This is a genomic window from Bacteroidales bacterium, assembly GCA_023228145.1.
GTDB lineage: Bacteria > Bacteroidota > Bacteroidia > Bacteroidales > CAIWKO01 > CAIWKO01.
In genome coordinates this window covers 16,447-38,205 of the sequence record JALOBU010000022.1, presented here as the reverse complement: position 1 = coordinate 38,205, position 21,759 = coordinate 16,447, and the positions used below count along the sequence as shown (strand labels likewise).

The window sequence follows — 21,759 nt, the reverse complement described above, 5'->3', positions numbered from 1 at the left end:
TTAAATTGCTTATTTTTCAGGAGATGGAGTGTCTTCGCTGATGAGTTTTCTGACTATTTCAATAAGTTCTTTTTCGCTGCCCTGAGAGTAGGAAGTATGTTGCCAGGTAATTTCGTTTTTGCCATTAAGAATAAAAGTATGGGGCACTAAATTCACATTCATCGCGCGTTTAAAATCGCTGTTCACGTCAAGATAACATTCAAAATCCCAACCTTTTCCGTCCACGGTGGGCTTTACGTTTCCGCTGGTCTTTGAATCATCAATAGAAACTGCAATAAGTTTTACCCCTGTTTCTTCTACCCATTCGTCATACACATCGGAAATTGCCGAAAGTTCGTTCAGGCAGGGTTTGCACCAGGTTGCCCAGAAGCTAAGTATTATCGGCTTGCCGTCATTAGAAATATCACCGGTATTCATGGTTTTTCCGTCAAGTGTTTTTATTTCTACTGATGGAATTTTTTTATTAGTAAAGGGGTTATGTTGCTGTTCTGTCTGACAAATACCCAGAGATACTCCAAACAACAATGTGAATGCTAATAAAAATATTAATCTCATGATATTTACGGCTTAACAATACAAAAGTATGATTAATAAACAAAAATCGGGCACTTTATTGTAATAATCGAGGTTAATATTTCGTTAAACTATAAAAAAACGAGGTTTTCTGTATTATTTTTGCTGTTGTACGAGTTACTTAGTAAGATGAAAATTATAAATCAATAAAAAAATTATGAAAAAATTAATACTACTCACAACCATTATTTTAATATCCTTTCTGACTACAAGAGGCCAGAATCTTACATTATCAAATGACGACGGCAATGTCTCCAACGGCACTGAAATAACAGTTTCCGGTGCGTTAGGCCCCTTGCTGACCTGTCCCATGTATGTTACAAATAACGGGACAAGTTCAATTAATGTTAAGGTGAGAAAAAAAATAAATTTTCTGGTTCCCGGCGCAGAAGCAACTTTTTGCTGGGCAGGCAGTTGCTGGGGTGCTGATGTTTTCGTGTCTGACGATTATGTGGCTATAAATGCAGGGGAAACTAACAATTCAAGTTTTGTTGGCGAGTACGACCCCAAGGGTTTCGAAGGCACATCTTATGTTATGTACACATTCTTTGACATGAACAGCCCAAACGATTCTGTTTCTTTTGTTGCCAAATATGTAGTAATGCCTGCCGGTATATCAGACATACACGAGAACCTATACATTTCTTCTGCTTATCCCAATCCCAGCGATAAAAGTACATACATAAATTATATTTTCCCTTTCGCAGGATATCAGAACAGCATTGTTTTACATGACATGATGGGAAATGAAGTTTTAAAATTTCAGCTAATCGAGAAAAAAGGAAATGTTCGTATTGATACCTATCAACTACCTGAAGGAATATATTTTTATTCCGTGATTATAGAAAATAATATTTATTACACCAAGAAATTAGTAGTAAGCCACAAATAATTTTTATTCCCAGATTTTTTAATAAAAGAAAATCCTGTTATCCACAATTTCGGTTTTGTCTTTTATAGCTTTGAATAAATCATTGCTTACTCTCTGACGGAAATAGCTTGCCAGTTGCATTTTCACCATGTCCGTATTTATTTGTGCAGGCGGCTGGATAAAATCGTCAACTACAACTTTATAGACAGCCATCTTTCCTTTGATAGGTTTTGACACGGAGTTTTTATTCAGAGTGAATATGGTTCCAATAAGTTCCGGTTCCGGCCCGAAATCAGGGAAATTGTAAGCTGACAATGTCAATGCATCCACGGTATCCACCACGGCATTTATTTTTGCAGCTATTTGATACAAATCGTTTCCACTTGCAGTATTTATCTGTTCAACTATTTTTTCTGCTTTCTTTTCGCGTTTCACAAGGGGTTCTATATATGTTTTCACCTGCTCCAGAGGTGCAATACCTTTTTCGCGTTTTTCTTTCAAAACAACTACTATATATTTCCCATCATCATCAAACACTTGCTCTGATACTGTTCCTGTTTTCGTGTCTTTGTTAAATGCCCAACGAATGATGCCCCTTGCTGATTCCAAACCGGGTATTGAATAATCCATCTCCCTGACAAACTGGGCTGAACGTTTGTTCAGTCCTTTTTCCGCTACTGTTTTTTCAAATTGTTCTGCGGTTCGGTTTTCGCCTGCAAAAGCACTGGCATCTGTTAGGTACTTATTAAAAGTTTCGCTACTTGCTTTAATGTCTTTCTTTAGAACAGCAACCTTAACTTTCTTGTAAGATTCTTTTTTATCTGTAAGGTACAAAACGTGATAACCCATGCTTGATTCAATCACTTTCACATCTCCTGTTTTTAAAACGTAAGCAGAGTCAAAAAAGAATTTCATTTCGTTGTCTCCGTCAACAATCCATCCAAGATCGCCTCCATCTTTATTTGCTGTAGGGAAATCAGAATTCACGGAAGCCAGAGTGCCAAAAATTTTTGCATCTTTTTTTACCACTTCATATAAACTGTCGGCAATTTTTTTTGCTTGATCTTTTGTTCTTGTAATATTTTGCAATGGGTTTGGAGCTTCTTTATATGCAATTAAAATGTGGCTGGCTTTCAATGAGTCAGGTCTGTTTTTTATCTGAACAAGTCTTGCCATATAATATGCCTTATCTTCCTGATAAGGGGGAATAATGGCGCCAACATCTGATGCAAACATAAAAGAATCCAGTTTCACGGAAAGCTGGCCTTTTTTAAAGAAGCTGCTGTCATAAGTTTCATCACTGTGGGCTTTAACATAGCTTTCAACATCTACGGGTGCCAGCGCCTGAAACTCATTATATAAGCTCTCCACTTTTTGTTTAATAGCTTCAAGGTCTTCTTTTGAGGGGACCACTTCAAAAATAACATAATCAATATCACAGGATTTTTCCTGCTCATATTCATACTTGTGGTCTTCATAAAATTTCTTATAATCTTCCTCAGCTACTGTAACAGCACTGTCGGAAATAGTCTGGTATTTTATTCCGAAAAACCGCAATTTGGCTGTCTGGCTTGCTTCGTCGGCATAACGCTGCAGAAAAGCTTTGGGCATGTAAAAAGCTTTTTCCACCAGGTTATTATATTTTGTATTAAGGCGGTCTTCTTTGATACCCTGTTCCAGACGTTTCCATTGAATCTTATCTTCATCGCTTAGCTGGTCAAAATTTTCTACAATATTTTGTATCTGTTGTTTGTTAACTTTGCCCGTATTCGGATCGGTGAATGTCTGGGCAATATAAGGATGCATGTTGTTTCCCAGCATCAGCTCGTATAGTTCTTCTGGTGAAATAGAGGCTGTAATGCTTTTGTTGTATTCAACAGCCAGTCCCAGTTCTTCAAACTCTTTTTGCATAATCATCTGTCGTTCCAAGCGCTCCCATGCCTGTGCCATTGCCTGAAAATTCTCTGCAGAAGTCAGGTTTTCTTTTTGCTGATTTTGTTTTATAATTTCAATTTGTTCTTCAACTTTTTGGTCAAAATCAATTCTGGCAATTTTTTCATTACCAATCTTTGCAAGAAAATCAACATCCCCGCTACCCCTGCCGCCCTTCCTGAATAAATCCTGTAAAACAAAACCGGCAATAGCAACACCGATCAATATTACAATTAATGCTGAATGTTTTCTTAATTTTCCTATAATTGCCATAAAATATCTTTTTTAAATAAGTTTGCAAATGTACAATATTATGTGAAATTAGAAAATAATTTGTTATAAATTATTGTGTATTGATTTCTGTATAAATACCTGTTCAATACGTTTATTACTGGCTTTAACCACAGAAATAATAAGCGGGGGAATATTTAAAATTTCCTTCTCGGCGGGTATTCGTCCTATTTGATGGATAATAAACCCGGCAATGGTTTCATATTCATCGTTTTCGGGTATATCAAGCTGATACTTTTCATTTAAATAATCAATTTCCAGCCTCCCTGATAAAACAAATTCGTTGTCATTTATTTTTCTTTCAACAGGTTCGTCCACATCAAACTCGTCCTCAATTTCTCCAATAATTTCTTCAATCAGGTCTTCCAGTGTAATCATGCCTGATGTGCCGCCAAATTCGTCCACAACAACAGCAACGCTTTTGTGCTGTTGAATTAACAATGGCATAACATCTTTGGCAAGCATGGTTTCCGGGGCATAAATTATAGGTTTAATAATTGACTTAATGTTTTCGGGAGTTGAAAAAATATCAAAAGAATGTGTGTAACCAACAATATTATCAATGTGTTTAGAATAAACTAAAATTTTTGAATGTCCTGAATTGACGAATTTCTTCAAAAGTTCAGATGTGTCATCATTTTCTTCAACTGCTACTATTTCATTGCGAGGCACCATGCATTCGCGGAGCTTGGTTTGCCCAAATTCTATAGCATTTTGAAACATTTGTATTTCGGGAAGCACATTTTCACTTTCGTTATGTTCGGAAGAATATTCTTTAATATAATTGTTTAAATCTGCGTGGCTGAATAAATATTTCTCACCGCTCAGTTTTAATTTGAAAACAAATTTAAGTATGAATTCAGATGTTTTGACAAAAAGAAACTGCAAAGGAAAAAGCAAATAGAAAATCGCAAAAAGCGGAACGGCAAAAAACTGTAATATACGATTTGGATTCAGCCTAAAAAGCACTTTGGGCGTGAACTCCGCAAGAATAAGTATTATCAGAGTAGATATTACAGATTGAAATATCATTATCAGAAAGTCTGAAAGCAAATATTCGGGTAAAATCTTGATAATTACAGGAGCTAGAATTCTCGCCATGGACATCCCAAAAAAAACGAGGGCAATCGTATTGCCTATCAGCAAAGTAGAAACAAAATCGGAAGGCTTGTTCATAAAACCGGACAGAATCCGGTTCGTTATTTTTCTGTTTTTTTTATCCAGCTCGATCTTAAGTTTATTTGAAGTAACAAAAGCTATTTCGGCTCCAGAGAAAAGAGCAGAAAACAAAACAGAAATTAGAGCAATTATATAATTGTATTCCATCTGAACAATTATTCTGTTTCAGAATCTTCTGTGTTAATATAAAATGTTCCGCGGGGTTTTCTGATGACCCATTTTATAAAGGAATCATCGGCATCCATTCCATCACCATAAAATACTTTGTCGCTTGTGGTAATTTTAACAAAAACATCTGTATAAATTTTTCTTTCTTTTTCATTCCAAATAAGGTGTTCTGTATTCAGTTGTTCACCTTTTTCATTTATAACAACCACGTCATTTTTGGCTTCCATCGTGTTTTTATTATCATATTTTATGGCATACTTTGATGTTAAACGTGTTTTAACTTTCATAGAAGAATCATAAAAGGTAGCATCAATACCTTTAGGCATTTCGGAGTAAGGATTTTTCCCTCCATACCTGAAATATTCCGGAGCTTTTAATACCGTTTGTATTTGTGCATTTTCGCTGTAAATTATTTCAATATTCTTTCCAGCTTCTATCGGAAAAGTATCTGCGAAGGTGATAGCATTTATATCTTCAAGTTTGTTTTTACAAGATACAGACAAAAGCAATGCAATGCAAATAAAGACAATAAATGTCTTGTGCAACAAATAATTCATAATTAAGTAATTATTCAAGTTTTGGCCTGTAGAACCAGAAGTCGCGGAAAGATATACCTAAAATAACGCGAAAATAATTTTCCTGTAACAGGTTTTGACTAACAGAGCCTTTTGTCCCGGCTTCAAAAGCAACATTCAAAATGGTTTTAATTTTTCTTATAGGAAACCCCAACCCAATAGTGGCGCTGAAATCATTAATCTTTGTGTTACGTAATTCCAGATAATTTTGTGAATAACGAAACCCCAGCCGGTAAGACATTTTTTTCCAATAGCCTGTGGGCGAAAGATAGGAAGGAATATATTCCCCTCCCAGAGATACCGACAGGCTGTTGTTTATCGAATCGGTGGCCCCAAAATTCCTGAAGTTTTTCCAATTCTGCCATTCCAAATCGGCGCCAAGCATCCAAATGTTTTTCTTTGAAAAAGTAAATCCTCCGCCAATACCAAAGGGCATTTTGATTTTTCCCCGCTCGGAGTCAAAATACATTAATGTGTCTTTAATACTTTCAATCTCTCCGCTTTTTGTAAAGCGCTCTGCAACAAGAGTTCGCTTAGCCCCAACATTCATTGGAAGGTTAAATTTTGTTCCTACAATAAGAGTGTAATTTTTTTTCAGGTTAAGCTGATATTGCATCCCGTAATCAATATTTATTCCGGAAACAGAAATATCATTTTTTACCCTTATACTATATGAGTAAGCATCATCCGGCAGATAAACCGAGCGATCTTTAAATATGGTTCCAAAGAAATAATTCAAGTTTAAGCCGATAGAAAATCCCGAGAAAGGTTTGAATGCCACTCCTAAAAACACCTTATTAACACCTCCGCTACCTGTAAATTCTTCCAAAACTTTTCCAACATTTGTCAGGGTGTCGGAAAAATTAACTTTATAACCTGTTTTGGAAAAAGGCATAATTCCTAAAGAAACCCCACACCAGCGGGTGATGGGAAACCCGAAGAAAAGATGATTAAGGGTCGTGTAATTTGTATAATCCTGTGTGGATATATTACTTTTTAATTGCGTTGATTTGCTGACAAGGCCAAGATCGAATACAAAAGAGTTTGAATCAAAAGCGGTATATGAAGCAGGGTTGTTAACATTAATGAAAGTAGGATGCCTGAGTCCCAGCCCTATTCCCCCCATTCCTGCTGAATAGGTAGATTGTGTAACATTCATTTCCCCAAGCCCATATCGGGAATAAGGGGAGCTGATTCTTATTTGTGCAGTCACTGAAAAACTGAGCAACAACAAAATAAGCGGGAATATATATTTTATTTTATTTTTCTTTATCATTATAATCAAGAATTATTTTTAACCCAATCAACACCATATTCGGGATTGCAAATATCTTACTTTTTAGTTTGCCAGCCAAATAATCTGCATCTCCTCCGGTTAACACCACCTTTATATCCGAATACTGTTCATTATACTTATAAATAATACCGTCCACTTCAGCAACAGTACCGTTCAGCACTCCGGATAAAATAGACTGTGTTGTGTTTTTTCCTGTCAATGGGGTATTTTCTGTTCGTTCAACTAACGGAAGTTTTCCAGTAAAAGTATGCAGGGCATTAAATCTCATTTGTATTCCGGGAGCAATAGAACCGCCGAGATATGTTGCATCGGCACGAACAAAATCATATTTGATACATGTTCCGGCATCAACTACCAGCAGGTTTTTTGCAGGGAACATTTGGTTTCCTGCAACAGCCGCCGCCAACCTGTCTCCTCCTAGTGTTTCCGGAGTTAAATATTTGTTAGTCAGGGGTGTGGGAATTTGTCCGTTGCAAATAAGGGTAGGGCATTTTGAATTTAAAAGGTTTATTAATGCTTTATTTTTTTCAACTACGGAGGCTATAATTGCAGAAGCAGGATGAAATTTGCAAAAAAGGCTTTCAAGGCTTACATAAATGTTTTCAGCAGATTCAAAATAAACCATATCATTATTAGAAAATATGGCAGCTTTTTGAAAAGAATTTCCTATATCAAGGACTAGTTTAGTCATAAATCTCAACAAAATTAGCGGTTTATGGCAAATTATGACGTTTTTTTTATTTTGTTTTTCGGAATTGTAAAAATTTTGTATTTTTGCCCTCTCTTTTTTGAGGGGGCGACGTAGCTCAGATGGTAGAGCAGAGGACTGAAAATCCTTGTGTCACTGGTTCGATTCCAGTCGTTGCCACAGAAAGCACATCGAAAGGTGTGCTTTTTTTATTACTTTTGTTCAGCATGCTGTCAAAATTTCTTAAACATATAAAACAGAGCGGATTATGTTGCGAAACGGATAAGATATTGCTTACTGTAAGCGGCGGGATTGACTCCATGGTGATGGCAGAACTTTTTTTACAAGGAGGCTATCATGTTGCAATAGCGCATTGTAATTTTGCATTAAGGGGAAATGAATCCGACCATGACGAACTTTTTGTCAGAAACTATGCAAAAAGAAAAAAAATAAAATACTTTGTAAAAAGTTTTGACACCTCAGCTTATGCAAAACAAAACAAATTATCCATACAGGAAGCTGCAAGAAAACTGCGCTATAGCTGGTTTGAAGCACTAAGAAAAGAAATTCATTACGATTATATTGCCACAGCACATCATGCTGACGACCAAATAGAGTCTTTTTTTGTGAATCTTATTCGCGGAACAAGTATCCGCGGGCTAACGGGAATACCCGAAAAGCAAAACCACGTTATACGGCCACTTTTACCTTTTTTCAGAAATGAGCTCGAAGATTATGCCTGTAAACACAAAATATGTTTTTGTTCCGATTCGTCAAACTCCGAAGACAAATACCTGCGAAACAAAATAAGGCTGAAGCTTCTCCCCGTACTCGAAAAAATTCAACCCGAATATAGAAAAACCATTTTGGAGTGCATGTGCAGGCTAAAAAACACTGAAACGATTTATCATCATTATCTCGAAAGCAACTCCCCTTTGTTTGTTTCTGAAAACGGAAATATTACACTTCCTCTGGAATTTCTGAAAACAAATACACCATGCTCCCACCTTCTCTATGAATATATTTCTCCTTATGGTTTCAACAAGTTTGTTTGCGAAGACATCTGCCGAACACTTAACAATATTTCAGGCAAAATTTTTTATTCCCAAACTCATCGCCTGATAAAAGACAGAGATTATCTTATTATAGAACAAATAAAAAAACCTCAGGAAGCTGAGACTTTTCTAATAGAAAAACAGATAAAAAAAATATCAGAGCCTCTTGTGCTTCACTTGAAGAAAATAAAAAATACAAACTCTGAAAAAACAAACAAAGCAAAAACTACCGCCCTGCTTGATTATGATAAATTACTATTTCCACTAAGCTTGCGCAGATGGAAGAAAGGTGATATTTTTTATCCTTTGGGCATGAAAAACAAAAAAAAACTCAGTGATTTTTTTAGTGATAATAAATTTTCTATTGTTGAAAAATCAAATACCTGGATTTTGTGTTCGGGAAACAAAATTATTTGGATTGTTGGCCATAGAATTGACAACCGTTTTAAAATTACTCCATCCACACATACTATTTTAGAAATAAAATGGTTAAAATAATGTATTAATTTAGCAGACTTATTTTGATATGTAAATCTTCAATTTCTGAATCATCTATGTTTATGAAAAAACTAAAATTATTTTTTGTTTTTGCTGTTTTTGTTTTGAGCATTTTCAATGCAGGGGCACAAATTCTGAATCCCGTAAAATGGTCTTATGAAGTAAAGCCTCTTGAAAACAATCCTGCAGAAATCATATTGAAGGCTAAAATTGATGAAGGATGGAATCTTTATGCCATGGAGGTACCCACGGGTGGCCCGCTGCCGACAGAAATTAAATTTACGGCTGCGAGAAGTTACAAAACTCAGGGTAAAATCATAACAACGCCCAAGCCAACAGAAGTATATGATGAAATGTTTGAGATGAAAATCGGAAAATGGAAAAAGAATGTCTCTTTCATGCAAAAAATTATCGTTTCAGGCAATAAAGATTTTACCATAAATGTGGACATAGAATACATGGTATGTAATGACAATAGTTGTATTCCCTTATCAGAAAATCTTAAAATTAAAGTTGAAGTTTCAAAATTTAAGATGTCAGAAAACAATACCGTTCCTGACACAACAGCTGCCAATACACCTGTTATTGACAGCAGCGCAAAAACAAATGATTCTCTGAAAACCGATACTGCTTCTGTAATACAAACTTCTGAAAAAGAAAAACAAGATGGAAAATCAATTTGGCTGATTTTTCTTTTTGGGCTGGGAGCCGGATTTCTGGCACTGCTGACACCTTGTGTTTGGCCAGTGATTCCTATGACCGTAAGTTTCTTTTTAAACAAAACACAATCAAGGCGTAGCGCCATTCGTGAATCGATAATATACGGACTGACCATCATTGTGGTGTATGTGGCTCTCGGGCTGGCAATTTCTTTAATTTTCGGCCCCGATGCTTTGGGAAAACTCGCAACCAGCCCTGTCTTTAATCTCTTCTTCTTTGCACTTATGATTGTTTTTGCCATTGCTTTTTTTGGTGTTTTTGAATTAACCCTGCCAAGTAGGTGGACCAGTGCTCTTGATAAAAAAAGCGAACAAAGCGGGGGCCTCATCGGAGTATTTTTTATGGGCATTACTTTAGTGTTGGTTTCTTTTTCCTGTACGGGTCCTATACTAGGCGCTTTATTAGTAGAGACTGCTTCTTCGGCTAACTTTTTATCTCCCCTGATGGGAATGCTTGGTTTTTCCATTGCTATGGCTATCCCTTTTATGTTGCTGGCCGTTTTCCCATCCTGGCTCAAATCCATGCCAAAATCCGGCGGCTGGATGAACTCAGTAAAAGTAGTGCTGGCCTTCCTGATGCTTGCCTTCTCGTTAAAATTTTTTGTAACTGCCGATACCGTTGCGGGGTGGCACATTATGTCGCGTGAACTCTTTCTGGCAATCTGGATAACCATATTTGTCATGATGGGATTTTATCTGCTGGGAAAAATAAAAATGGCGCACGACAGCGAGCTGAAACATATTGGTGTCTTCAGATTATTTCTCGCCATGACAAGTTTTGTTATTGCCTTGATTTTAATACCCGGCCTGTGGGGGGCACCGCTAAAATCCATCAGCGGATTTATGCCTTCGATTACCACACAGTCATTTAATTTAAATAAGCAAGCAGTTGCTGTCTCTGATAATACCGATAAATCCTTATACAAAGATTACAATACCAAAGAAGGTGCTTACGGCCTGGTTCATTTTCTGGATTACCGGCAGGGCATTGAATTTGCCAAAAAGCAAAACAAACCCGTATTGCTCGATTTTTCCGGCCTGGGATGCACCAATTGCAAAAAAATGGAAGCATCGGTATGGGGCGAAGACAAGGTGCTGCCTTTATTAAAAAAAGAATACGTCATCATTACGCTATACACCGACGACAGGGAGGAACTGCCCGAGAGTGAAAAATATGTTTCTGTAGTGAGCGGAAAGGAGCGCAGCATTAAAACTTACGGACAAAAATGGTCGGACATGCAGGCTGAATATTACGGTGTTAATGCTCAACCATATTATGTGTTGCTTGACCCCTTTACTGAGATAAAGGATAAAAACATGGTGAATACGGCTAAACTGTCGGAGCCCAGCGCCTATGATGCCGATGTTGAAAACTATGCGGCCTTTCTGCAAAAAGGGGTTGACGAATTTAAAAAACGCCATCTGTAAGAAACAACGATTTTCTTTGTCACTTACTAAACAAATCTTTATCTTTGCGCCTCATTAAAAAGTTCTTTATTTATTTGCCCGAGTGGCGGAATAGGTAGACGCGTTGGTCTCAAAAACCAATGAGAGCAATCTCGTGCCGGTTCGATTCCGGCCTCGGGTACTATAAAAACAGCTTGTTCATTTCCTGAAATAAGGAAGGCAGAAATCAGGCTGTTTTTTTAGTTTTAATCACTTATTTATGGGGAAAAAAATAAATATATACCTTCCGCTATTCTTTGCACTTACACTTATAATAGGAGTTTTGCTCGGTAATCTACTTCTTCCGCATGCTCAAAAAAATATTTTTTCTCTTAAACTCAACCGTTACGATAAATTAAATGATGTGCTGAATTACATTGAAAATGATTATGTGGATACTATAAGTAGAAAAACACTTATCGAAAAAGGCATTGCCGGATTACTGCAAAGCCTTGACCCGCATTCAGGTTATATTAAAGCCGAGGAGTTTAACGAAAGCAACGACCCCCTCAAAGGCAACTTCGACGGGATTGGGATACAATTCAGGGTTATCCACGATACAATCACAGTAATCAACACTATACAGGGGGGGCCTTCAGAAAAAGAAGGTATCTTATCCGGCGACCGCATTGTTAAAATAAATGAAAAAAACGCAGCAGGCATTAAAATCAAAGATACCGAAGTGATGAAACAACTGAAAGGCAGAAGAGGTACACAGGTAGCGGTAAAAGTTTACCGAAAAGATGAGAAGAAATATTATGATTTCACTATTACCCGCGATGTTATTCCGACCTACTCAGTGGATATTGCATATATGGTTAACAATAATACCGGGTATATCAAACTCAGTAAGTTTTCGGCCACAACAACCGGAGAAATGCACGAAGCCATCAAAAAATTAAAAGGCCTTGGAATGGAAAAGCTTGTGCTTGACTTGCGTAGTAACGGCGGGGGTTACCTTGACGAAGCCATAGAAATTGCTGACGAATTTTTGCCTGAAAATAAAATGATTGTTTATACAGAAGGCTCACATCGTTCCAAAAGAAGTTATGTGGCCAAAGGCGGAGGTTTGTTTGAACAAAATGACCTTGTGGTTCTTATTGATGAATTTTCAGCTTCCGCCAGTGAAATTGTTGCCGGAGCTGTACAGGACAATGACCGTGGAACAATAATCGGGCGCCGTTCTTTTGGAAAGGGACTGGTGCAGGAACAGATATTATTGGGTGACGGGTCGGCTATACGACTTACTGTTGCCCGTTACCATACACCGACGGGGCGTTGCATACAAAAACCATATACCAAAGGATACGAAGAATATTATAACGAGTTTTACATACAACTTCTTGAAGACAACATGAATGTGGTTGATAGCCTGAATTTTGCTGACACAATACGGTATAAAACACCCGGAGGTAAAATTGTTTATGGCGGGGGAGGCATTATGCCCGACATCTACATTCCTTATAAAGCAGAATTTATTTCAGATTATTACCGCAAAATTATAAGCAAAGATATATTAAGGGACTTTTGTTTTGATTATGCTGATAAAAACAGAAATCAATTAAAAAAATATGGTTCTGCCGAAAAATTCGTTTCGTCTTTTATAATAAGTAATGGCCTTTTTGAAGAGTTTATTGCGTATGCAGAATCTAAGGGTGTCGCCAGAGATAATGAAGGAATTAAATCGGCGGAAAATGCCCTGAAATCTCTTATCAAAGGCTCTATCGGCAGAAATATTTTTGACGACCCGGCTTTTTATCCTGTTATTCTTCATGCCGACATTATGTTTAAAAAAGCTATGCAGGTTCTGGAAGCCAGATAATAATGTATTATTTCGGCAGATTAAGCAAGTTTTTGAAATTTAAAGTAAATTTGCATAAATTACACAAAACAAGAAGTTCCTTTTCTTTTTAAATGAAGTAAATTTTGCGTTATAGTTTTATTCTTTTATTATTTGTCATTTTTGCAAGTAGTGTCTATACACAAAATGTCAATTTTCAGGTTCAGGTCATAGCATTAAGGTGTAATATCGCTTCGGATGGAATTTTCGGCGGGCCAGACCCGACATGGAAAGTGTGGGCAAAAGATGATGTTAACCCGTCATGGACAGGTGGCAATTGTGTCTACAGAGATGATGTTTCCTACAATCAATTTACTCTTGATACAACAGATGCCAGCGGTGAGCTGCCCTATACTATCAGAGACATTGTCAATTCAACAGCACAGCAGGTTACAATCAATTTCGAGGGATTTGAAAAGGATTGTGAATGGTTTGGTGTCCCCGACAGGTGTACTTATGACGGTTGCTGCGACTGGCCCTTTTGCCTTCTGGCAGACGACCAGCCTTGTTTTGATTCGACACTGGTTACAATAAATTTCAGAGATGACCCTAAATGTCAGTGGAACTATTACGGATGGTTTACCTGCGGACTTTATGATATTAAGGTCAGAATTCGTTGGGACTTATCCGACCCTCCAATAATTCTAACCCAGCCAACATCTCAGGGCAGCGACATTGTGCTTTGTGACCCCGACCCGCTCACGCTTACTGTGGTTGCCGACAATTCAGTTACATTTTATCAATGGCAGGTTTCTGCAAATACCAGCCTAAACCCGCCAACAGGCTGGACAGATATCCCCGGCGCTACCGCCCCGTCCTATACTGTTCAAGTCATACCCGGCACAAGAAACTACAGAGTTAAAGTTACATCGGCATGCACTCCCACTTTTGTAAATGCCACTGTTATCTCACAACCCATCAGGGTTACGCATCAACCCTACCCTCAGACACCGATAAACAGCCCCTTATGCGGCTCCATGGTTTTGCCTTATTCCACACATTACTTTTCCTCATATCTTGAACCAAGTCTTTTCGGAATTGTTAATCCCTCAGGATGGTTATGGACAGGGTCTCCCGGCCTGATAATTCATACACCCAATGCATCGGGAACAAATATTACTTTCCCTTCTTATGGGCTTTATCAGATTAATGTAGAATATATGGATGCCTGTTCTGGACTGAATACAGTTTCGCCTGATTGTATGGTTATTGTGGGTTCTTCACATTGCGATTATGTTTATGTTTCTCCGGCTGGTGTAGATGATTCCACCGGAGGCACTCCCGATGAACCGGTTAAAACTCTGGCTTATGCTATCACTATGGCAACGGATTCCAGAAATACCATAAGGATGCTGGGAGGAACATATAATGAAACAGAAGTTATTCATCTTAAAGACGACCTTACTATAGATGGCGGCTATATAATAATTAATGGCAATTGGATAAAATCATCAGCAGAAACAACAACTATTAATATCAACCCACCTCTGGAAACTGTTTATATTAATAATGTTACCATTGGCTTTTACAGGGGATTTTCTGCGCAAAATGTTAGTAACTGGACACTTCAGGATTTACATATTCATGTGAAACCCGCCGGCGCAACAGGTACAACGGACAGAAGCGGGAATTCGGTTTATGGCATTCATATCATTGATAGTTGCAATAATTATCATATCACAAGGTGCGATATTTCTGCCGGTGCAGCGAGTGCCGGAGAGAACGGATTGCCAGGCTCGACAGGTGTCATTGGCAATAATGGCGGAAATGGCATGCCAGGAGGAGAAAATTCCGGAGGAATAATTAACTGTGACCTTGATGCCAATGGTCAAGGAGGAACCGCTGGTATTGCTGTAGGAAGCGGAATATCGCAGGGTGGAACCGGTGGTAACGGAGGCATGGGACAATACGAAGAATTTGATGTTTATGCACAGGGAGAAAATGGGTTTCCGGGAGGTCCCGGTGGCGGAGGAGAACCTGGAGGTTCTTCGGCAGGACAGGGAGGTATAAGAAGCACACATTGTACTCCCGGGGCAGGGCAAAACGGACAAAACGGAACTAACGGACAAGACGGTGTTTCTTATTTAATGCCGGCTGTTACCAACTATGATTTCAGCAATCATTATTGGATTCCATCTTACGGAATTAATGGTGGTGACGGGCATGGCGGTGGTGGTGGCCAAGGTGGCGGAGGCTCTTCCGGACAAGGCACCGGAGTGTTTCCGTTTTGTTTACCCGGAAGAGGCAACGGTGGCGGTGCCGGTGGCGGTGGCGGTGAAGGAGGCACAGGAGGACAGGGTGGTGGCGGCGGCGGCTCCTCGTTTGTTATTTACGCCAGCGGCTGGGGTAACGGAATAATAACTTCCAGCGTAATAAACCCGTATACAGGCCCACCAACATCAGGAGGCACGGGAAATATTGGCGGAACGGGAGGCACTGGCGGTGCAGGAGGCCTCGGAAATACTACCTGCCTTTCAGAAAATGGTGCCGGAGGTAATGGTGGCATTGGAGGAAACGGTGGCACAGGAGGCAAAGGGCAGGATGGCGCCCAGGGTATTAATACGGCCATTGCCCTTGGAAACACATCAACAATCAACGGATCCAGCACATCAATTCCCAACCCGACAACAATTACTATTGGTTATAACAACAACAGGGGTTGTACAAATTCAGAAATTGAAATAACAAAATTAACCGGCACATGGGGGCTTCCATCAAATGCACAGTTTGTTTATGATATTAATGAAATAACCTCATCTTACGATAATACATCCGATAGTGCATTGATTTTCTTCACAAATACAGGCAATTACGATATTGACGCAAACGGCGGCACATTTGATTCTTTCATAAGAATTACCGATAACAGGATTTTGCCCGACATCATCATTGAAACTTCCCCTGCATGTCACGACAGTATAATTTATCTCCACAGCAGTTTGCTGGCAACTCAGTATGAATGGCTAATATATACTTCCTCCCCCGAAAATGCTGTTTTTGCATCACCGCTAAATTCTCCTCAAATAATTGGCCTGGATGAAGGGATTTATTTTATAAGGCTCCGACAATACGAACCTTGTTGTGGCTGGTCTATTCCTGTCTTTGACACACTACAGGTTTTTGCCGAAATGAGCGGAGGGCAGATAAGTGGTGCCAACGAAGTTATATGTTATGGAACTTCACCCGACTCCCTGTTAAATATTATTTACGGAAGCGGTGGAGATACTGCCGGCAGTTATTATCAGTGGCAAATGTCTGTAACCACTGATATTCCTGGAACGCCCGGGCAGTGGACAATAATTCCGGGCACAAACAGCCCCGATTTAATGCCAGGCAACCTTATTGATACCACTTATTTTGTAAGAGCTTATATCAACAATTGTGGCACTGTGTATTCAAATGTTGTTACATTGATTGTTTACCCGCCTCTTGAAGGGGGAATAATTGTCGATGACACAATTATCTGTGAAGAAAATATACCGGGATTACTCACAAGTTTATCACCTGCTTCCGGAGGATATGGAATTTCTGTTACTTATCAATGGCAGTTTTCTACTAGTTCAACTGTTCCGGGAACTCCGGGCTGGAATATTATCCCTGCCAGTAATAATGAAACTTACCAGCCGGGGACATTAAATCAAACAACTTATTTCGTGCGGCAAGCAATTGACAGCTGTGGCACAGCATATTCCAATATTATTACAATTATTGTAGATTCCCTGCCTGTTGCTGATGCCGGAAGCTCAATCACCATATGCGATACTTTGTCTTTTAATCTTAACGCCCAGCTTCCTTTCGGTAACGGATACTGGTATCAATCTTTCGGACCGGGGCAATCTGTTTTTTTACCTAACAACCAAATATCAAATCCTACCGTTATTGTTTCTCAGGAAGGCAACTATACATATACATGGGTAATAACAAACGGAAGTTGTAAAGATTCGGCAGATTTAAGCGTAAGCATATTCCCCGGTTTCACAATCAGTATCACCCCTCTGTCACCGGAAATCTGTCAGGGAGACAGCATTGGCCTGACAGCTTCCGGCGCCATTTCTTATTCCTGGGAACCAGTTGTATTTGTAAACCCTGATTCTGCAACAAATGTGATGGTATTTCCTGATATCACAACAACGTATACAATAACCGGAATTTCAGACGAAGGCTGTACTGCTGATGTGGAAATTGTTGTAACGGTTCATGAATTTCCTGACATATCTCTTGGAGAGGATATCTATTTTTGTTCAGCTCCGATAATTATTCTGGATGCAGGTGCTTCATATCAGAATTATTTATGGACCGACGGCAGCTCAGAAAACACATATACCGTTTCTGAACCCGGAATTTACTGGGTTGCTGTGGATAATCACGGCTGCATCACAAGAGATACCATTGATATAATGCCCTGTGTTGACGTGGATGTTCCTAATGTAATAACGCCAAATAACGACGGTTATAACGATTATTTTTACGCTAAAGGAAACTTTAAAAGTTTACACTTGATAATATATAACCGATGGGGTAAGGAAATTTATGAAACAAGTGACATTTCAGGAGTATGGGATGGGAAAGTAAATGGAGCTCCTGCAGCAGAAGGAACGTATTATTATATTATTACTTATAAAACGGTGAATTACCATGACCGTGACGAAGAACTTAGCTTAAAGGGAAGTTTTGCTGTGCTGAGATAAATTACTCTTTTTTTTCGGGAGTTTCTTCTTCATCCCATATAACATTAAAATCATACTTTTCTTCGGGCTTTGTTTGGGAATCTTTATTTATGGTACTGTCTTTTTTAAACCAACCGAATTCCCTGTTCAGGATTTCTTTAAGCGTTACTTTTTCTTTACTTAGATTTGTTTTAATATTCTTTTTGTACCCTTCTTTGTCAAGAGTGTGATAAACGGGATTATCTACAGTTCCTGTAATCCGGAAAAAATATTTTTCTTTGTGAAGCCCGTCATCAGTAATGATTCCAATATCTTCAGCGAGATTATCTTGTTTACTTCCGTTGCCGCGCAATTGTGATATTAAAACGCTTAGCTGGTAATCTATGACCTGGTCAAATGTATGTGTGCCACTGATTTTAAAATCAATAGCACTACTTTTGATTTCCATGTCCGGAATCGCAATCACTTCGTTCTTAATTTGTATGGTGTTTTTAAGTGTCTGGAAAGAAACACGAGACAGGTCGCGGTTTTTCAGATATTTTGAAAGTCCTATTAAGGGCTCATAATTGTTCAGTTCTCCATTTTCTATCACAATATTCGTATTGGCATATATGGTCTTAGGGTCCACTTTTAGTGCAGATGACCATACGGATGCAAACTGCACATCTGCAGTGAGTTTTCCTTTTAGATTTATATCGCGCAGGCCGCCATCTTTCTGCCCGAAATTATTCATTTCCGAAAACAGTCTTGTGATATCAACATTTTTAATGGATGCGTCACAGCTGATGAGTATTTTTTCAGGCATAGCGCCATCCATCAGGCCGGAAAAAACCACCTGACCATTCATGGCCTTCATCTTAATTTCTTTGGCAATAAGCTGCTTGTTTTTAAGAAGTATTGCGCCAGAAATATCAGCAGCAGAAAACTTTCCAAGGTTAAGTTTTTTAACATTCAATGATAAATTAAAATTAATATTATCCGGAATTTTAAGATGGAAAGCGGTATCTTTCTTGTTCTCTGAAGAACCAAGAATCTCATTCATTTCAACAAATTGTGATTCCACCATGGCATTTACCATCATGGGGTGATTTTCAAGAAAGAAGTATGGCAAAATATTCCTGAACTCTCCCTTCAGCAAAAAATCGGTGGAGCCATAGTTACCCGAAAAACTTTTTGAAACGATATCATTATTGCTGAAATCAAACGAACCATTTAGTTTTGAAAATGTATGCACATTCCCTTTAAAAATAATTTCTGCATCACGAACTTCCAGCGTTCCGGTGCTGGACGAAGCAATAAAATCTTTAACTGTAAAGCTGCTATTACCCTGCAACACTCCCTTATATGAGGCCTGTATGCTGATTTTCCCTGAAGCAGATGCAAGGGTGTCTGTTTTAAGAAAATCGAAAATGTCTTTCATTTCAAGATGGGCAGAGACATTTAGTGAAATTTCCGGCTTGTTGAAATTTGTCATAATGAAATTTCCGCTGATATTTCCATCATGTAGCTTTGCCCCGAAATTATTTATGGTAAGCTGGGATGTTTCCAATCCATTGTTTTTCCCGTTCGTGTAATAAACGTCAAAACAAACATTACTCAGTGCAACCTTGTTTTTTTTCTGTGTAATATTCCCATCAGTGATATTTACGGTTGCTTTAATTAGTGGGTTTTTCCCATTACCAGCCTCTCCTTTAATAGTCGTAACAAAGTTAAAACTACCCCCAAAGTCATAATCCGAAACATGAGCACTATATTTTGACGGCAGTTCCCTGATAAATGTTTGAAGTTTAATTTTTTCTCCCTTTAATGTAAGGTCAAGTAAAGTGGGGCTGTTGGCATACACAATATTTCCGGTTACGGATAACGCCATCTGCCCAAAATGCAAACCTCCCTCCTGAAATGTAATATGTTTGTTTTTAGTATTGATATGCATATCAATACCTACACGTGATGCTTTGTTTGCCAGAAATACGGTTTTGTCAATTTTAATAAGATATACATAGAGGTCTCCGTCAATATTTAAATTATAATCATCATCTGAAAATTTGCCTTTAAATGCAACATCCCTTGCAAAAACACTGAATGTGTGCTGCAAACCCTGATCAGAATATACAACTGCCATTTTTTCCAGCATGACTTTTTGAAGGTCAAGAGAAAAATCCTTTGCTGTTGTGTCGGAAGATGGTTTCCAAAAATGATAATTATCGGTACGGTCTTTATAAATCTTAATTTTTACCGCACCTTCTTTCGCTTCGATTTTCTTTATCTTATACTTGCCGGAAATAAGGTCCAGAATACTGAACTGCAATGTTACTCTCTTTGCTTCCAGCAGATTTGCTTTTTTTCTTGGAGATTTTACGGCATCTCGTATAACAACATTACTGAAGCTGACTGAAGCATAAGGAAAGTTTCTGAATACTGAAAATTGTATGTCTTTTTCAATGTCATTAACAACAATTTCTGTACTCAGCCTCTTGTTAAGCTCATTAATAATAATATGCTTGACAGCGTCTTCATAAAAATATCCGATGAACAATCCTCCCATACCTATAAACACTATCATTATAAGCAATGTGATAATTATTCTTTTCAGGCGTTTCGATTTTAATTTACGCAGATTCACTTGAATCAAAATTTTGTATAAAAATAATAATTGTCCTTACTTAATAACGTAAAATATAACACATTTTATACACTTAATAAGTAACAACAGGATTAGGCATTGTATTTGTAATGCAACCTGTTTACAAAGCGTTTTTAACAAAATATTACATGAATAAAATAAACTCTTTATTAAAATATCCAACAAAATAATTCATAAAACATTTAGTAAATCTGTTAATAACTCCATGACATAATCTTTTAGTGTTTTTAATAAACTCATAATTTTGAAATAAAAAAAATAAAATGAAAAAATCATTCGTATTGCTAACGTCATTATTGTTAACATCATTCATTGTTTTTTCACAGGGAAACAATATCATTAACAATAAAATTATTTCCTCCCTCGCTGTGATAAAAGCCAATACGGTGCCGGTAGGCTACGGATTTTGTGTTGATAAAAATCTTGTGATTACCACCATCAATGCCATTGGCAATTACAGAAACGGACAAGTATTATTACAAAATGGAAATCATTATAATATCGATGGGTATCTAAGTTCCGATATAGACAACGATATTGTTTTGTTGCAAATAGAATACGATAGTGCAATATCAATAACCATGGAAAACAAGCAACCCGGGGCCGGTCAAAAAACCTATTTAATAAATCCCGGGGAAGAAGGACATTATAATTTGGTTGATGGAACTATAAAGGAAGTTAAAAATTATGACCAGTTTGTTCTTTACACCATAGAATCTGAATTACAGCTAACTAATAGCGGGTTACCGGTTTTCGACATGTCAGGAAATGCCATTGGTATGTCCATTACTCCTGTTTTAAATGAACCCGGAATCAACTTTGCCATACCTATTGAAACCATAAAAAAACTAATTGCTGACAAAGCAGAGCTGAAAAAATTATACATGTTGCTGCCTTCTTTTGAGGATATTAAAAAACGCAAACTCAGCGATATGGATAGAAGTAAGGCAGTTAAAGAACTCCTTGACCAGGGCATTGAAAAATACAACACGACCGATTATAAAGGTGCAATTGATAAATACAATGTTGCATTAAGACTAAGCCCAAATGATGCTGATGTATTGGTATTCCGGGGCCAGGCAAAATACATGCTGATGCAATATAAAGATGCTATGATTGATTTTTCCAAAGCCATTGACCTTCAGCCTGAATTTGCAGAAGCTTATGACCTTAGAGGGCTTTGCAAAGCTGAACTTGGTGATAAAGACGGCGCATGTAACGACTGGAAATTGTCGTTTGAAAAAGGATATGACCCTGCATTTAAACTGCTTGAAAAGTTTTGTGACCTGGAAAAAATGAAATAGTATCAATGATTT

At 38.0% G+C, this 21,759-nt stretch carries 13 protein-coding genes, 2 tRNA genes and 2 pseudogenes; 9 read left to right on the top strand and 8 right to left on the bottom strand.

What is annotated here, in order from left to right:
• Nucleotides 1-9 precede the first annotated feature (9 nt).
• On the bottom strand, nt 10-555 hold the full coding sequence (locus M0R16_10560; GenBank protein MCK9613316.1) for a TlpA family protein disulfide reductase: 546 nt from the start codon (nt 553-555) through the stop codon (nt 10-12).
• A 175-nt stretch (nt 556-730) separates the two neighbouring features.
• Between M0R16_10560 and M0R16_10555 the strand changes: the two genes are divergently transcribed.
• Entirely contained in the window at nt 731-1,465 is a 735-nt protein-coding gene (locus M0R16_10555) for a T9SS type A sorting domain-containing protein (GenBank protein ID MCK9613315.1), read from the top strand.
• A gap of 18 nt (nt 1,466-1,483) precedes the next feature.
• On the opposite strand, the gene M0R16_10550 is transcribed toward M0R16_10555, so the two are convergent.
• From M0R16_10550 to M0R16_10530, 5 genes are all read right to left on the bottom strand, one after another.
• Nucleotides 1,484-3,649, bottom strand: coding sequence for a peptidylprolyl isomerase (locus tag M0R16_10550; protein ID MCK9613314.1), 2,166 nt, complete (start codon nt 3,647-3,649; stop codon nt 1,484-1,486).
• Between the two features lie 63 nt (nt 3,650-3,712).
• Nucleotides 3,713-4,993 carry a hemolysin family protein gene (locus M0R16_10545; protein MCK9613313.1) on the bottom strand — a complete coding sequence of 427 codons (1,281 nt, stop codon included), beginning with the start codon at nt 4,991-4,993 and terminating at the stop codon, nt 3,713-3,715.
• Between the two features lie 8 nt (nt 4,994-5,001).
• Nucleotides 5,002-5,571 carry an LPS export ABC transporter periplasmic protein LptC gene (gene lptC / locus M0R16_10540; protein MCK9613312.1) on the bottom strand — a complete coding sequence of 190 codons (570 nt, stop codon included), beginning with the start codon at nt 5,569-5,571 and terminating at the stop codon, nt 5,002-5,004.
• A 10-nt stretch (nt 5,572-5,581) separates the two neighbouring features.
• Nucleotides 5,582-6,865, bottom strand: coding sequence for a hypothetical protein (locus M0R16_10535; protein MCK9613311.1), 1,284 nt, complete (start codon nt 6,863-6,865; stop codon nt 5,582-5,584).
• Nucleotides 6,849-7,577 (bottom strand): type III pantothenate kinase, encoded by a 729-nt coding sequence (locus M0R16_10530; protein MCK9613310.1) that lies wholly within the window; start codon nt 7,575-7,577, stop codon nt 6,849-6,851. Before M0R16_10530 ends, M0R16_10535 begins: the two co-directional genes overlap by 17 nt.
• A gap of 104 nt (nt 7,578-7,681) precedes the next feature.
• On the opposite strand from M0R16_10530, the gene M0R16_10525 reads away from it, so the two are divergent.
• The 5 genes from M0R16_10525 to M0R16_10505 all read left to right on the top strand — a co-directional run bounded on the left by M0R16_10525 (nt 7,682) and on the right by M0R16_10505 (nt 13,114).
• Nucleotides 7,682-7,754: transfer RNA gene (locus M0R16_10525), tRNA-Phe, on the top strand.
• Between the two features lie 47 nt (nt 7,755-7,801).
• Nucleotides 7,802-9,127, top strand: coding sequence for a tRNA lysidine(34) synthetase TilS (tilS, locus tag M0R16_10520; protein MCK9613309.1), 1,326 nt, complete (start codon nt 7,802-7,804; stop codon nt 9,125-9,127).
• A 62-nt stretch (nt 9,128-9,189) separates the two neighbouring features.
• On the top strand, nt 9,190-11,274 hold the full coding sequence (locus M0R16_10515) for a thioredoxin family protein (GenBank protein ID MCK9613308.1): 2,085 nt from the start codon (nt 9,190-9,192) through the stop codon (nt 11,272-11,274).
• Between the two features lie 76 nt (nt 11,275-11,350).
• Nucleotides 11,351-11,434 (top strand) — tRNA-Leu (locus tag M0R16_10510).
• Between the two features lie 78 nt (nt 11,435-11,512).
• A complete protein-coding gene (locus M0R16_10505) occupies nt 11,513-13,114 on the top strand; it encodes a S41 family peptidase (GenBank protein ID MCK9613307.1) in 1,602 nt (533 codons plus the stop codon).
• A 2,254-nt stretch (nt 13,115-15,368) separates the two neighbouring features.
• Here the strand turns inward: M0R16_10505 and M0R16_10500 are convergent.
• Nucleotides 15,369-15,446 (bottom strand): annotated as a pseudogene (locus tag M0R16_10500) (polymer-forming cytoskeletal protein).
• A gap of 88 nt (nt 15,447-15,534) precedes the next feature.
• On the opposite strand from M0R16_10500, the pseudogene M0R16_10495 reads away from it, so the two are divergent.
• Nucleotides 15,535-15,669: pseudogene (locus M0R16_10495) on the top strand (TPM domain-containing protein).
• Between the two features lie 1,860 nt (nt 15,670-17,529).
• Nucleotides 17,530-17,820 (top strand): gliding motility-associated C-terminal domain-containing protein, encoded by a 291-nt coding sequence (locus tag M0R16_10490; GenBank protein ID MCK9613306.1) that lies wholly within the window; start codon nt 17,530-17,532, stop codon nt 17,818-17,820.
• A gap of 1 nt (nt 17,821) precedes the next feature.
• Here M0R16_10490 and M0R16_10485 read toward each other — a convergent pair whose 3' ends face one another.
• Complete coding sequence (locus tag M0R16_10485; GenBank protein MCK9613305.1) at nt 17,822-20,422, bottom strand: hypothetical protein; 2,601 nt, start codon at nt 20,420-20,422, stop codon at nt 17,822-17,824.
• 284 nt (nt 20,423-20,706) lie between these two features.
• Between M0R16_10485 and M0R16_10480 the strand changes: the two genes are divergently transcribed.
• Nucleotides 20,707-21,747 (top strand): hypothetical protein, encoded by a 1,041-nt coding sequence (locus M0R16_10480; protein MCK9613304.1) that lies wholly within the window; start codon nt 20,707-20,709, stop codon nt 21,745-21,747.
• The last annotated feature ends 12 nt before the right edge of the window (nt 21,748-21,759 follow it).